Annotated in this window: 13 protein-coding genes; 8 read left to right on the top strand and 5 right to left on the bottom strand. The window is 72.3% G+C overall.

Going from position 1 to position 13,117, the window contains the following annotated elements:
* Window positions 1-43 precede the first annotated feature (43 nt).
* Genes ABD785_RS32765 through ABD785_RS32755 form a run of 3 tightly spaced genes read left to right on the top strand, consistent with a single transcriptional unit; the run spans window position 44 to window position 2,507 of the window.
* The gene (locus tag ABD785_RS32765) at window positions 44-598 is read left to right on the top strand and encodes an RNA polymerase sigma factor (RefSeq protein WP_344836062.1); all 555 of its coding nucleotides are present in this window, start codon (window positions 44-46) and stop codon (window positions 596-598) included.
* Window positions 595-1,794, top strand: a complete 1,200-nt coding sequence (locus ABD785_RS32760) for a WD40 repeat domain-containing protein (protein ID WP_344836059.1) — start codon at window positions 595-597, stop codon at window positions 1,792-1,794. The genes ABD785_RS32765 and ABD785_RS32760 overlap by 4 nt, the downstream gene beginning before the upstream one ends.
* 11 nt (window positions 1,795-1,805) lie before the next feature.
* Window positions 1,806-2,507 (top strand): AfsR/SARP family transcriptional regulator, encoded by a 702-nt coding sequence (locus ABD785_RS32755; protein ID WP_344836057.1) that lies wholly within the window; start codon window positions 1,806-1,808, stop codon window positions 2,505-2,507.
* 53 nt (window positions 2,508-2,560) lie between these two features.
* Here ABD785_RS32755 and ABD785_RS32750 read toward each other — a convergent pair whose 3' ends face one another.
* From ABD785_RS32750 to ABD785_RS32735, 4 genes are all read right to left on the bottom strand, one after another.
* Window positions 2,561-3,295 carry a hypothetical protein gene (locus ABD785_RS32750; protein WP_344836055.1) on the bottom strand — a complete coding sequence of 245 codons (735 nt, stop codon included), beginning with the start codon at window positions 3,293-3,295 and terminating at the stop codon, window positions 2,561-2,563.
* Complete coding sequence (locus ABD785_RS32745; RefSeq protein ID WP_344836053.1) at window positions 3,292-4,218, bottom strand: ABC transporter ATP-binding protein; 927 nt, start codon at window positions 4,216-4,218, stop codon at window positions 3,292-3,294. Before ABD785_RS32745 ends, ABD785_RS32750 begins: the two co-directional genes overlap by 4 nt.
* A 9-nt stretch (window positions 4,219-4,227) precedes the next feature.
* A complete protein-coding gene (locus tag ABD785_RS32740; RefSeq protein WP_344836051.1) occupies window positions 4,228-4,479 on the bottom strand; it encodes a hypothetical protein in 252 nt (83 codons plus the stop codon).
* A gap of 62 nt (window positions 4,480-4,541) precedes the next feature.
* A complete protein-coding gene (locus tag ABD785_RS32735; RefSeq protein ID WP_344836048.1) occupies window positions 4,542-5,012 on the bottom strand; it encodes a hypothetical protein in 471 nt (156 codons plus the stop codon).
* 299 nt (window positions 5,013-5,311) lie between these two features.
* On the opposite strand from ABD785_RS32735, the gene ABD785_RS32730 reads away from it, so the two are divergent.
* Genes ABD785_RS32730 through ABD785_RS32720 form a run of 3 tightly spaced genes read left to right on the top strand, consistent with a single transcriptional unit; the run spans window position 5,312 to window position 9,967 of the window.
* Window positions 5,312-7,156 carry a sensor histidine kinase gene (locus ABD785_RS32730; RefSeq protein ID WP_344836046.1) on the top strand — a complete coding sequence of 615 codons (1,845 nt, stop codon included), beginning with the start codon at window positions 5,312-5,314 and terminating at the stop codon, window positions 7,154-7,156.
* Window positions 7,153-7,818, top strand: a complete 666-nt coding sequence (locus ABD785_RS32725) for a response regulator (RefSeq protein ID WP_344836043.1) — start codon at window positions 7,153-7,155, stop codon at window positions 7,816-7,818. The genes ABD785_RS32730 and ABD785_RS32725 overlap by 4 nt, the downstream gene beginning before the upstream one ends.
* Before the next feature lie 34 nt (window positions 7,819-7,852).
* On the top strand, window positions 7,853-9,967 hold the full coding sequence (locus ABD785_RS32720) for a WD40 repeat domain-containing serine/threonine protein kinase (protein WP_344836041.1): 2,115 nt from the start codon (window positions 7,853-7,855) through the stop codon (window positions 9,965-9,967).
* 9 nt (window positions 9,968-9,976) lie between these two features.
* On the opposite strand, the gene ABD785_RS32715 is transcribed toward ABD785_RS32720, so the two are convergent.
* Window positions 9,977-10,522 carry a hypothetical protein gene (locus ABD785_RS32715; protein ID WP_344836039.1) on the bottom strand — a complete coding sequence of 182 codons (546 nt, stop codon included), beginning with the start codon at window positions 10,520-10,522 and terminating at the stop codon, window positions 9,977-9,979.
* A 54-nt stretch (window positions 10,523-10,576) separates the two neighbouring features.
* Here ABD785_RS32715 and ABD785_RS32710 point away from each other — a divergent pair, with 54 nt between their 5' ends.
* On the top strand, window positions 10,577-11,719 hold the full coding sequence (locus tag ABD785_RS32710) for a hypothetical protein (RefSeq protein ID WP_344836037.1): 1,143 nt from the start codon (window positions 10,577-10,579) through the stop codon (window positions 11,717-11,719).
* A gap of 145 nt (window positions 11,720-11,864) precedes the next feature.
* Complete coding sequence (locus ABD785_RS32705; RefSeq protein WP_344836034.1) at window positions 11,865-13,043, top strand: MraY family glycosyltransferase; 1,179 nt, start codon at window positions 11,865-11,867, stop codon at window positions 13,041-13,043.
* Window positions 13,044-13,117 lie beyond the last annotated feature (74 nt).

Genomic DNA, 13,117 nt, shown 5'->3' with positions numbered 1-13,117 from the left:
GCGTGAGAATCTTCCGTTTCGGAAGCAGCGGATCACGACCGCTGTGCGTCACTTGTGCATGTTCGGGCAGACCGGGACGGTGGTGGCGGGCGCGGTGAAGGCCCCCGCGGACACGAGCGCGCTCACCGCGCTCTACAGGGAGAACCTGAACGGCCTGATCAGGATGGCCGTGCTGCTGGTCGGCGACGAGGCGAGCGCCGAGGACGTCGTCCAGGACGTCTTCGTGCGGCTCCAGCGCTCGATGCCGGACCTGCGGGACGAGACGAAGCTGCTCGCCTACGTTCGGTCGGCGGTCCTGAACGGCTGCCGCTCGGTGCTCCGGCGCAGGAAGCTCGCCTTCCTCAGGGAACGCGCGGCCCCGGCGGCCGAGATCTGGTCGGCGGAGTCGGAGGCCATCCTCGGCGAGGACAGGCGCGAGGTGCTCCGGGCGCTGACCCGCCTCCCCGGACGGCAACGCGAGGCCCTGGTCCTGCGTTACTACATCGATCTCGCCGACGAGGAGATCGCCGAGGCGATGGGCATCAGGGCGAGCACCGCCCGGTCCACCCTCGCCCGGGCTCTGCAGGCACTCGCCAGGGAACTGGGGGAACAGCGATGACGGATCTCGAAAGGCGGCTGGCCCAGGCCCTCGGCGAAGCGGCGGACCTCGTCCCCGAGCGGCCCCCCGGGGCGCTGCCGGCCGTGAGGCGCCGGTTCTCCCTCCCCCTCGGCCTGGCACCGCTGGCGGCCGCGCTCTGCGTCCTGCTCGTGCTGGCGGCCTTCGGCTGGTACACGAAGGCGAAGTCCCATGAGGTGCTGCGCATCCCCGCCGGCGCCCCCGGCTTCTACGCGGACGTCCGCTCGGTCTCGGAGGACATGGACCGCACGGTCCTCGAGATCAGGAACACCAGGACCGGAGCGGTGACCGACTCCCGGGATCCCGCGCGTCCCGGAACGATGTTCAGCGGCCTGACCGGCCGCGGCGACGGCAGGAGCTTCATCGTGACGGAGGAGCGGCAGACCGAGGACTGCGAGGCGATCTCCTTCTCGCGCGTCTCGGTGTCCGCCGAGGGCCGGATCACGGAGCTCGTCCCCGTGGCGGAGGGGCTCGGCGCGGGGAACTGGCTGGGCACCTCGCCGACGGCGTGGTCGCGGGACGGCCGCTGGCTCGCGGTCGCGCTCCAGACGTGCGAGGAGGACCGGGGCCGGATCGTGCTCCACGACCTCGAGCGCGACGTCACGGTCGAGTACAGGGGAGAGACCGGCGGCGTGGTCGACCTCGCCTGGGGCCCGGACGGCGCCCTGTACTTCGTGGGCGCGCGCGAGGAGGAGGAACTGGCGCTCTGGAAGCTCGGCACCGGCACGGGAGACCTGTTCCAGGCGTCCACGAGGCTGCCGGTGACCGGCGGCAAGGATCGTTCGCTCGGCCAGGTGGTGATCGACCCGGACGGGACGTCCGTCGTCGCGGTCATGGAGCCGAGGATCACCTCGGTCCTGTGCCGGAGCAGCTCCTCCTCGGAGGACGGGACGCCGCCGCCCGAGAGCGGATCCGGTGCGGGGGAACCCGAGGGAGAGGGCTGCGGGGAGGCCGACGGCAACGGCCCCACGGGAACGCCGAGGGACGTGGAGCGGATCTCGCTCGACGGCCGGTTCGTCAAGCGGCTGCTCCACGAGGAGAACATCGAACCGCCCTCCCAGCTCGCGGGGGACGCCAGCGGCCGCAACTTCTTGCTGGAGACCGGCGTCGTGGAGGGAGCCGAGTTCATCAAGAGGAACGAGAGACTCCCCTACGGACTGATCGGACTCGAGTGGTGACGGGGGGAACGATGTCCGTGGGCGGAGACCGGGTGGAGCTCCGCCTGCTGGACGGCTTCGCCTGTTCCATCGCCGGGACGGAGGTGGCGCTCGCGGAGTATCCGGCGGAGCTGGTCATCCAGGTCTTCCTCGGCGGCGGCCGGGCGTCCCGGAGATCGCTCCAGCAGCGGATGTGGCCGGACGTCACCGCGGAGAACTCCGCCAAGCGGCTCCGCCAGCTCCTCTGGCGGGTCGGGACGGCGACGGGCGGCCGTCTTCTGGAGGCGGGGGCCATGACCGTGACGCTGGCGGAGGGCGTCACGGTGGACGTCGGGGAGGCCGAGGCCCTGGCCCGTTCCCTGTCCCGGATCTCTCCCGCGGGCCTCCCGGACGGCTGGGAGGTCCTGTCCCGCCCCCTGCTGCCCGGCTGGGACTCCGATGAGGTGACCGGCGCCCGCGAGCGCTGGGACCAGCTCAGGCTGCTGGCCCTCCAGGACCTCGCGGCGGGCCTGCTGCGCGCCGGCGACGTCGCGGCCGCGATCGAGATCGCCTCCCGCGCCCAGGCCATCGACGCCCTCAGCGAGGGCTCCCACCGCGTCCTGGCCGCCGCCCATCTGGCCAGGGCCGACCGCCCCCGCGCCGAACGCGCCTACCGTGCTTACGCCCGTCTCCTGCACACCGAGCTCGGCGTCCCCCCGAGCCAGGAGTTCCAGCGGCTCCTCGACCCGGCGTGAAGAGGCGGGCCCCGGGATGGGGCCCGCCTCTCGGGTGATGCTTCCGTGCCGGTTCAGGCGGCGTCGCGGTGGCGGAGGAGCGCCGCGGCGGCGGTGAGGAGGGCGGCGGTGAGGAGGGCGGCGTAGAGGAGGGAACCGGGAGGGCCGCCGGGGACGGAGGAGGTGGTGGCGGGGTCGATGAGGGAGGTCAGGACGGTGAAGGGGGCCCAGCGGCTCAGGGCCGCACCGGGCCCGGGGACGAGGGCCAGGAGGCTCTCGGCGGCCAGGGACCAGACCAGGGCGACGCTGACGGCCGCGGCGGAGTTGCGGCAGAGGGCGCCCACGCAGACGCCGATGACCGCGGTCAGGGCGAAGACCGGCGGCACGACCAGGATCTGACGCCAGGTGGCGGTGTCGAGGGCCGGTGCGGTGCCCTCGGCCGCGACCAGCCGGACCAGGAGGACCGAGGCCGTCGCGAGGACGAACCCGGCCGCCGCGCTCAGGGCGCCCATCACCAGGGCCTTGGCGGCGAGGACAGGCCACCGCCGGGGGACCGCCTGGAACGCCAGCCGGACGGTGCCGGCCCTGTACTCGCCGGTGACGGAGAGGACGGACAGCACCAGCAGGACCGTCTGGCAGAGCGCGATCCCCAGCAGGACGTCCGGCATCTCGATCGGGCCGTCCTCCGCCGGCGTGGTGCCGACGATGGCGGCCATCCCCAGGCCGAGGACCGTGCACAGGAGCAGCGACCCCCAGGTCGACCGGTGCGAGGCCAGCCGGAGGCGTTCCGCCCTGACGAGCCGGTTCACGATGCGCTCCTGTTCTCCGGGGCGCCGCCCCGGTACTCGGTCGACGAGGCGGTCATCGCGAAGTAGGCGTCCTCCAGCGATCCGACCTCCTGCCTCAGTTCGTGGACGGCGATGCGGTGGGCGCAGGCCAGCTCGCCGATCCAGGCCGGGGTCGTGTCACCGACCGTGAAGGTGCCGGGGGCGACCGCGGTGACCAGCAGGCCCCGGTCCATCACCAGACGCGCGAGCCGGTCGGCCTCGGGCGCCGTCACCAGGACGGGGCCGCGTGGCACCTCGGCCACGAGCTCGCGCACCGGACGGTGGGCGATGAGCCGTCCCGCGCCGATGACGACGGCCTCGTCGGCGGCCTGCGCGAGCTCGGAGAGGAGATGGCTGGAGACCAGCACGGTCCGCCCCTCGGCGGCGAAGGTCTTGAGCAGCCGCCGGATCCAGCGGATGCCCTCGGGGTCGAGGCCGTTCATCGGCTCGTCGAACATCAGGACGGGGGCGTCGCCCAGCAGGGCCATCGCGATGCCCAGCCGCTGGCGCATGCCGAGTGAGAAGCCCTTCACCTTCCGGTTCCCCGCGTGGGCGAGGCCGACCAGGTCCAGGACCTGCTCGACCCGTCCGGCGGGGACGCCGCCGAGCGCGGCGGCCCACCGCAGGTTGGTCCGGGCGGAGACCGTCGGCTGGATCCAGCCGGCGTCCAGGAGCGCGCCGATCCGCCGCACCGGGTCGTCGAGCGAGGCGTAAGGCACCCCGCCGACGGTGACCCGGCCGCCGTCGGGACGGACCAGGCCCATGACCATCTTCATGGTGGTCGACTTCCCCGCCCCGTTGGGGCCGAGGAAGCCCGTCACCACACCGGGCCGGACGGTGAACGACAGCTCGTCCACGACCCGGCGTTTCCCATATCCCTTGGAGAGATCGCGGACCTCGAGCATGAAGGCTCCTCAGCTCGTGAACTGGAAGAACGCGTACCCGGTGAGGAAGACACCGAGCAGGGTGAACAGGGCGAGGTTGGCCCGGTTCTCGCCCTTGAGCAGGCCTTCGGCGACTCCCCAGAAGCAGAGCAGGGCGCCGCCGGCGCCCAGCCATCCCTGGGCGGCCTCCAGGGCCGGGGCGTCGTGGAAGGCGATCCAGCAGAGGAACAGCACGGCGAGCAGCACGCCGCCCGTCGCCCGCACCGTCTTGGTCGTGATCATTTCTCCGCTCCTCACCGATGGCGGGGAGGCCCGGAACGCTCCGGGCCTCCCGCGAGGGGTTGTTACTTGGTCCAGCTGAGCAGGACGTGGATCAGGGCGTCCCAGGCCGAGTCTCCGGCGATCTTCATGGCGATCCAGAGGGTCGCGCGCCACTTCCAGGACAGGCTCTTGTACCAGGCCTTGACCGCGGCCTTGCCCTTCTTGGCGGCCTTGATCCCGGCCTTCAGCTTCTTGGTCGGGAGCTTCTTGAGGAGCTTCTTGATGGCCTTCAGGGCCTCGCCCCACTTGCCCCGCTTGGCCGCGTCGGTGGTGCTGCTCGCGGGGGCCTTCTCGGCCCCGGCCGCGGCCGGGGCCGCGGCCGGGGCGGTGGTCGCCGTCGCGTGCTGGACGGCCGTGGTCCCGGCCTGGGCGGTCACGGAGACCGTGGGCCGCGCCTCCCTGGCGCTGGCCCCGGCCGCCGGGCCGAGCACTCCCGCCGAGACCGCGAGGGCCAGGGCGAGCGAGGCGAGACGGGGCTTCAGGTTGTTCGTCACGGGGGATGGTCCTCTCCCATCGGCGGACCGGGGCCCGCCGCGGCCCGCTCTGGGCTGCGGGCACCACTCCACCGAGCGGTCGTCTCCCCAGCGTCATCGCCGCGTCTTCCTTCCGTCGTCCCGTGGTCTCGTCGGCGTCTCCCGCACTGATGGGAGCGGCCGTCCTCATGGGGAAATTCAAGTCGATGAAGGGCTCGCGCGCCTCCTGCGCGAAGCCGAACCGCGCTTCGCCGCAGGGCGGCCCGGGACTCCACCCTGGGTTGGATCCGCCCGGCTCCGGCGGATCGTAGAGTCGGTGGATGGCCGGACCACGCTGGGGCGACACCGTGCTGCCCGGCGTCCTCGTCGGGCTCCAGCTCGTGCTGGGCAGGGCGCTGCTCCCCGAGGATCCGGGCGGCTCCCGGTGGGCGGCGGCCGGCGTGGCGGCGGTCGTCATGGGGGGCGCCCTGGCCTGGCGCAGGACGGCCCCGGTGATCGTTCTCGCGGTCGTGGCGGCGGTGGGCGCGGCCGCCCATCTCGCCTTCCCCGAGGCCGCCTCGGGCCCGGTGTTCTGGCTGTCCGACGCGATCGCCCTGTACTCGCTGGCCGTGCTCCGGGACGCCCGGACGGCGGCCGCGGGACTGGCCGCCGTGACGCTCGGGGACGCGGTGTCCGTCACCTTCTCCGAGGGGATCGCCGACCTCCCCGCCTCCCTCCTCGTCGACGCCCTGGTGTTCGTGCTCGTCGTGCAGTTCGGCCGGGCGCACCGCGCGCGCGGTGCCCGCCGGGCGGCGGCCACGGCCCGGCTCGCGGAGATCGAGCAGGAGGAGCGGGCCGCCGCCGCGGCCGAGCGGGAACGCCTGGCACGGGACCTCCACGACGTGGCGGGGCACCATCTGAGCGCCGTCGCGGTGCACAGCGGCGCCGCCGCCCGCGACCCGGAACTGGTCGAGGAGGCGCTGGCGATCGCGATCGAGAACGGCCGCGAGGTCCTGGCAGCGCTCGAACAGCTCGTGGGCGTGGTGGGACCGGAGCCGGGCAGCGACCTGGACGAGCTGCTGCCGCCGCTCTGCGAGGGCCTGGGACGGCTCGGCTTCCCCGTCATGCTGCGGATCGAGGGCGACGGGCACCGGCTCCCCCCGGCGACGGCGGCCGTCCTCTACCGGGTGGTCCAGGAGTCCCTGACCAACGCCATGCGGTACGCCTCGGGCCAGGAGGTGAGCGTCGTGCTCCGCCACGGTGCGGGGGGCACCCGCGTCACGGTCGTCAACGGGGTCTCCGCGGGAGCGCCGCCGCGGCTGGGCGGCGGTCGGGGCGTCGCCGGGATGACGGCCCGGGTGGAGGGGCTCGGCGGACGGCTGGAGGCGGGGCAGGACGGGGCGGGCTCCTGGGTGGTCGTGGCGGAGGTGCCGCGGCCCGCCGCCGTCAGGCGGTGGCCGCGGGCCGACCCGGTGCTCGCCGCGGTCCTGACCGTGGTCCCCCTGGTCCTGGCGCTCGGGCCGCCGGAACCGCTGGTGGAGGGGGTCTCGGCGGGCTTCGCCGTCCTGCTGGCCGTCCTGCTGGGCTGCCATGCGCTTCCCCTCGTGCTGCGGGCGCGCCTGCCGGTGGCCGCCGCCGTGCTGAGCGCGGCGGCGAGCCTGGCGTGGCCGGTGCTGACCCTGGCCGGGGTCCTCGCGCCGGGCTGGGCGCAGCCGCTCGTCTTCGCCTGGGGGGTCGAGCTGATCCTGGTGTACGGCGCGGGCCCGGCCGCCGTGCCGGTGCTCGCCGCCGCCTCGATGGCCGCGGTGGGGGCCGCCGCGTACTGGGAACCCGGCGAGGGCGTGGGAGCCTTGGTCTTCTACTTCGCGGTGTTCTGCGCGGCCGCGGCGGCCGTCCTGGCGCCGTTCCGGATCTGGGGGCTGCGGGCGCGGAGCGCGGAGGAGCGGATCGTCCTGAACGAGGAGTCGGCGCGGCGGGCCATCGGCGCCGTGACCTGGACCGAGCGGCAGCGCCTGGCCGCCGGGCTGCGGGGAACGGTCCTGACCGAGACGGCCGGGCTGGTGAGCGTCGCGGAGGCGGCGGCCGGGGGAGCGGGCGGCGATCCCCGGGAGGCGGTCGTCCAGGTGGCGCGGCGGGCGCGGGCGGCGCTCACCGGGATGAGGGATCTGCTGGAGGTCATGGAATGACGGTCCGGGTGCTCGTGGTCGACGACCAGCGCGTGGTCAGGGCGGGGTTCTGCTCGATCATCCGGGGTGAGCCCGGCCTCGAGGTCGTCGGCGAGGCGGGCGACGGGGTCGAGGCCCTGCGGGCGGTGCGGGAGTGCGCCCCCGACGTCGTGCTCATGGACATCCGGATGCCCGGAATGGACGGGCTCACCGCGACCCGGCGGCTGACGGAGTCCGGATCACCGGCGCGCGTGGTGGTCCTCACGACCTTCAGGCGGGACGAGTACGTGTTCGCGGCGCTCAGCGCGGGGGCCTCGGGTTTCCTGCTGAAGGACTGCGAGCCGGAGGAGCTGGTCGGCGCGGTCCGGACGGTCGCCGCCGGTGAGGCGATGCTCTCGCCCGCCGTGACCCGCCAGCTCATCGACGCCTTCATGACGGGCTCCGTCCGTCCCGCGGCCCCGGAGGGCGACGACCGCCTGACCCTGCTCAGCCCCCGGGAGATCGAGGTCCTCCGCCAGGTCGCCCGGGGGTTCAGCAACGCGGAGGTCGGCGCCGAGCTCGGCATCGGGGCGGCGACGGTCAAGTCGCACGTGAACGGGATCCTCGGCAAGCTCGGCCTCCGCGACCGGGTCCAGGCGACGATCTTCGCCTACGACGCCGGGCTGGTGCGTCCGGGAACGTAGGGATTTTGTGATGGTTCGGGGCTATCGTTCGGGTGTGGCGGAGAGCGCGGCAGGAGATCTGGTCAACGGGCGGTACCGGCTCGTTGAAGTGATCGGGACCGGCGGGATGGGGCGGGTCTGGCGGGCGCTGGACGAGATGCTCGACCGCGAGGTGGCCGTCAAGGAGGTGCTGCTCCCACCGGGGCTGGTGGGGGAGCAGCGGGAACAGGTCAACAAGCGGTCGGTGCGCGAGGCGCGGTCGGCCGCCCGGCTGAGCCATCCGGGGATCATCACGGTGCACGACATCGTGATGCACCAGGACGCCCCGATGATCGTCATGGAGTACGTGCCCGGTCCCTCGCTGGCCGAGGCCGTCGAGGCGGGCGGGCGGATGTCGGTCGCCCGGGTCGTCGAGATCGGGCTGATCATGGCGGGGGCCGTCAAGGAGGCGCACGCGCTCGGGGTGGTGCACCGCGACCTCAAGCCGCAGAACGTCCTGCTCGCTCCCGGACGGGTGATCATCACCGACTTCGGGATCGCCCGGCTGGTGGGCGACGCCACCCTGACCAGGTCCGGGGCGATCATGGGAACGCCCGCCTACATGGCCCCCGAGCAGGCGCACAGCCCCGTGGCCACGCCCGAGGGCGACATCTGGTCGCTCGGCGCGACCCTCTACAGCGCCGTCGAGGGCAGACCGCCCTTCCCCGGGACCAACTACATCGAGGTGCTGACGGCCCTCATCACCTCCGAGCCGCAGCCCGCGCGGCACGCCGGACCGCTCGGCGACGTCCTGGCGCGCGTCCTGATCAAGGACCCCGACGCACGGCCCGGCGTGGACGAGCTGATCGGGCTGCTCTCGGCCGTCCCCGTGACGGACTCCTCGGCCGCGCCCAGCCCCGCCGGGGCCTTCCCGATGCCGTCGGAGTCGATCGCGCCCGGCCTGCTCCACCCGGGCCCGCGCACCGACCCGCCGGACCCCGGGACGCCGCCGCGGCAGAGCTCCCCGGCCCCCGGCGGCTTCGGCGCCCCCGATCCCCGGTTCGGCACCCCGCAGCCGCTCCCGCCGCACCCCTCCTTCCCGCCGCAGGGGCCGCCGCAGCCGCACCCGTCCTTCCCCCCGGGCCCGCAGGGGATCACGCCCCGGCCGTCGCTGACCTCCCACGACGCCCTGCCGGCCGCCCGGCCGAGGACCTGGCGCCGCAGGGACCTCGCGCTGCTGGCCGGGCTCGCCGCGCTCAGCGCGGCCGTCCCCGCCGCGGTCAACCTCTCCAGGGAGCCGGAGAAGAAGCTGCTGACCGGCCCCGCGCCGATCCCGTCGTACCTGAGCGGGCTGACCTCGGGAGTGCGGGCCCTGGCCTTCAGCCCGGACGGCTCCCGCCTGGTCAGCGCGGGCGGCGACGGCCTCGTCTGGTGGAACACCGCCACCCGTGCGCGGACGGCCATCGCCTCGGGCCCGAACCAGACGACCAGCCTGGCCTTCAGCCCCGACGGCAAGACGATCGCCGCGGGCGGCACCGACGGGACGGTCTGGCTCATCGACGCGACCTCCCACCAGAAGCGGGCCGTCCTCACCCAGCACAAGGGCCCGGTCAGGTCCGTGGCGTTCAGCCCCGGCGGCGAGGTCCTGGCCAGCGGGGCCGACGACGACACGATCTGGCTGTGGGACCCGGCGACCGGCAAGGAGACCGCCCCGCTCAAGGGCCACAAGGACGACGTCCACGGCGTCGCGTTCAGCCCCGACGGCAAGACCCTCGCCAGCGGCGCCTTCGACCGGACCGTCCGGATCTGGAACGTCGGGGACCGCCGCGAGGAGCACTCCTTCACCGACCACAGGGCCGGGGTGACGGGCGTGGCCTTCAGCTCCGACGGCAAGACGGTGGCCAGCTCGAGCGAGGACCAGACCGTCCGCGTCTGGGACGTCCCCGGGCTCAAGAACACCCACGTCTTCGGCGACCACGCCGACACCGTCCTGGCGGTGGCCTTCAGCCCCGACGGCAGGACCCTCGCCTCGGCGGGCTGGGACAACACCACCCGCCTGTGGAACACCTCGACCTGGCAGGCGTCCTCGTCGCTCACCGACCAGAGCGCCTACGTCGCCGCCCTCGCCTATGCCCGGACCACCGGCACCCTCGCCACCGGCAGCAACGACAGGACGATCCGCCTCTACTAGGGAGTGTCCTCAGGCCTTGGACAGGCGCCCGGAGACGGTGTCGCCGTCCGGGGTGCGGGTGCTGTAGCGGACGCCGCCGTCGACCAGGCCGATCCGGCCGGAGGACGGGGTGCACTTGCTGCCCGTCCTGGTCCGCTCGGTCACGAAGACCGCCTGGCGGTCGACGGAGTCGAGCTTCAGCTCGAAGACGCAGTCGCTGCCGGGGACGGTCGACTCGCCGACCACCTCGCCGACGACGCCGTCCTTCAGGGTCAGGGCCACCTGCTGCTGGCCGTTCGGGCCGAGCGCCGTCCCGGCCCAGCTTCCGACGAGCTCACCGGGCACCCGGGTCGAGGGTGCCGGGTTGGAGGACACCGGGGCCGTCGAAGCCGCAGCGGTGGGCCCGGGACCGGTGACCACCTCGGTACCGGGACGGGTGAGGAAGAAGGAGAGTGTGCCGATGACCGCGCAGGTCAGAACCGCTATGACGCCTTTGAGGCCGCTCATGCCCACCCCCTGAACACGGCCCGTCGGCCGCAACCGGTCATCGATGAACGAGACGATCGGTGCGATCATCCCATGAACGCTAATATTCGGGGGCAATGCTGGATATGTACGGGGAGTGACTGGATGCAACGCATCGCCACCATCGTGCTGACGACCGGATCCCTCATTCTCGGTACGGGCGCATTCGCGACCGCGGCGCAGGCGAAGGTAGAACCGCCTGCTCCTTCCGAGAGGCCGGCGGCGGCAGTTCCGAGCAAGCCCAAGGGCTCGTTCACCACGAAAAAGGGCTTCAAGTACGTCGAGGCCGGCGGCTCCTACTCGGTGACCGCCGACAAGATCACCGTGAAGTTCAAGGTCAAGGACAAGAAGCGCGACGGATGGACGCCCGGCGTCCAGTTCGCCGCCATCGAGGCCTGGGACATCGACGATTCCGGTGTCCACTTCGTCACCGCGAAAGCGCGCGGGAACGGCCGGGGAACGACGCCGGGTCCGGGGGGATCGGGCACCATCGAAGGCCCGCCGATCAACAAGGACATCAACAACAACCAGGGCTACAAGCAGAAGTGCTACACCTGCAAGGTGAAGCGCTACAAGCCGAAGAAGAAGGTGTACAAGAACCCGCTCGCGGACGGGAAGTACACCTACAAATTCAAGGCTTCGTGGAAGTCCGCCTACACCGAGGGCCTTTTCGTCCGCGAGATCCTCATCAAGAAGAAGAAGGGGAAGAAGGGCTACACCGTCAAGAAGGGCGCCCTGAACTTCGTCTACTTCGCCCCGCTGGGCAAGCTCGTCGGGTTCGACAACCCGAACGTCCGGGTCCCCGGCACCCAGAAGGCCGCCAAGCTGAGCGCCGCCGAGCGGGCGGGCATCGCCAGGGCGAAGGACGCCCCCCTCAAGGCCTACAGCTACTCCACGGCCACCACCCCCGGCCAGCCGTCCGGCGTGACGGCCTGGGGCATCGTGACCGGCGCCAAGGAGAACGACTTCATCCGGCCGCTGGTCGTGGTGAGGATCCGGGACGACAAGACCGACAAGCGGATCGCCGCGGTGAAGATCCTCTACACCAACGACGACCCCAACGACGGCGAGGTCTGGACGCTCTGGAAGACCAAGGACAAGGGCGGCCAGTTCGTGAGCTTCCTGTCCACGTCGAACTTCCGGAAGCACATGTACTTCCAGTCCTGCGTCGGCCGGAACGGAACCAACGACCAGGGGCAGCCGACCTTCATCGCCACCAACTGCGGTGAGGTCCTGCGGGGCTACTGACATCCTCCTTAGCCTTCTGGGCATAAAGTGGCCTGATCGCCGAGCGGTCGCCGTCAACCTCCGGGTGGCGGCGGCCGTCTCATTGAACGACGGCTGATCAACGGCTGACGGGGCGTCCGGCCCTGTCTCGATCAAGGACGGGCCCATGCGGGAGTACCTGCTCGTGATCCTCACGGGGATCGCGACCACGTATCTGCTCGTGTCCCCGGTCAAGAGCTTCGCGATCACGATCGGCGCCCAGTCCAAGGTCCGCGACCGCGACGTCCACACCATCCCCACCCCCCGGGTCGGGGGACTGGCGATGTTCGGCGGGGTCGCCGGGGCGCTGATCATGGCGAGTTCGCTGCCCCACCTGCGTGACGTCTTCGAGCAGACCAAGACCGCGCCGGCCGTCCTGCTGGCGGGCTGCCTGATCGTGCTGATCGGCGTCGCCGACGACCTGTGGGAGATCGACCCGCTGACCAAGTTCGCGGGCCAGGTCGCCGCCGCCGGTGTCCTGATCATGAACGGTGTGCAGATGTACACCCTGCCGACGCCGTTCGGCGGCTCCTTCTCCCTCAGCCAGGCCTACGGCATCCCGCTGACCGTCCTGCTGGTCGTCGCGACGATCAACGCGGTCAACTTCATCGACGGCCTCGACGGCCTGGCCGCGGGCGTCGTGGGCCTCGCCGCCCTGGCCCTGTTCGTGCTCGGCTACCACATCGCCGACGCCCTGACCTACTCCTCGCTGGTCCCGCCGTCCCTGATCGCGGCGATCCTCGTCAGCGTCTGCGCGGGCTTCCTGCTGCACAACTTCCATCCGGCCCGGATCTTCATGGGCGACACCGGGTCGATGCTGATCGGGCTGCTGATCGCCGCCGCGACCATCCAGATGACCTCGCAGTTCGACCCCGAGATCGGCCGGGCCTACGAGACCTACCCGCTGTTCCTGCCGCTGGTCCTGCTGCCGATGGTCGTGGTCGTCCCGTACCTGGACATGCTGCTGGCGATCTGGCGGCGCACCAACCAGGGCATGTCCCCGTTCGCGCCGGACAAGCACCACCTGCACCACCGGCTCCTGCGCCTGGGCCACTCCCACCGCCAGTCCGTCCTGATCATGTACGGCTGGGTCGGGCTGATGGGGAGCTGCATGGTGGCGATCTCCTTCGTCCCGCCGAACTCGCCGAACTATCTGCGCGGAGTGGTCTCGATCACGATCGTGGCGGCCATCACCGGTGCCCTCTTCATGGTCGGCTGGCCCCGGCTCCGGGCCAGAAGGGCCGCCGCGGCGGCCCTCGCGGCGAGTGCGGAGAGCGACGAGCCCCGCCCGCGGCTGCCCGTTTAACGAGCTGTTCCCAACGCCGTTACCCACGGGGTAATTGCCGTGGGTAACAGGGCTTGTGATAGCTTTCACGAAGT

The sequence above is a fragment of the Actinocorallia longicatena genome (assembly GCF_039534125.1).
Taxonomy (GTDB): domain Bacteria; phylum Actinomycetota; class Actinomycetes; order Streptosporangiales; family Streptosporangiaceae; genus Actinocorallia; species Actinocorallia longicatena.
This window is presented reverse-complemented; position numbering and strand designations above follow the sequence as displayed.

Excerpts from the sequence above, each read along its gene's own strand:
- ABD785_RS32740 (WP_344836051.1), bottom strand. The coding sequence starts at position 4,479 with ATGATCACGACCAAGACGGTGCGGGCGACGGGCGGCGTGCTGCTCGCC.
- ABD785_RS32710 (WP_344836037.1), top strand. The coding sequence starts at position 10,577 with ATGCAACGCATCGCCACCATCGTGCTGACGACCGGATCCCTCATTCTC.
- ABD785_RS32705 (WP_344836034.1), top strand. The coding sequence starts at position 11,865 with ATGCGGGAGTACCTGCTCGTGATCCTCACGGGGATCGCGACCACGTAT.
- ABD785_RS32725 (WP_344836043.1), top strand. The coding sequence starts at position 7,153 with ATGACGGTCCGGGTGCTCGTGGTCGACGACCAGCGCGTGGTCAGGGCG.
- ABD785_RS32755 (WP_344836057.1), top strand. The coding sequence starts at position 1,806 with ATGTCCGTGGGCGGAGACCGGGTGGAGCTCCGCCTGCTGGACGGCTTC.
- ABD785_RS32745 (WP_344836053.1), bottom strand. The coding sequence starts at position 4,218 with ATGCTCGAGGTCCGCGATCTCTCCAAGGGATATGGGAAACGCCGGGTC.
- ABD785_RS32760 (WP_344836059.1), top strand. The coding sequence starts at position 595 with ATGACGGATCTCGAAAGGCGGCTGGCCCAGGCCCTCGGCGAAGCGGCG.
- ABD785_RS32715 (WP_344836039.1), bottom strand. The coding sequence starts at position 10,522 with ATGATCGCACCGATCGTCTCGTTCATCGATGACCGGTTGCGGCCGACG.
- ABD785_RS32730 (WP_344836046.1), top strand. The coding sequence starts at position 5,312 with ATGGCCGGACCACGCTGGGGCGACACCGTGCTGCCCGGCGTCCTCGTC.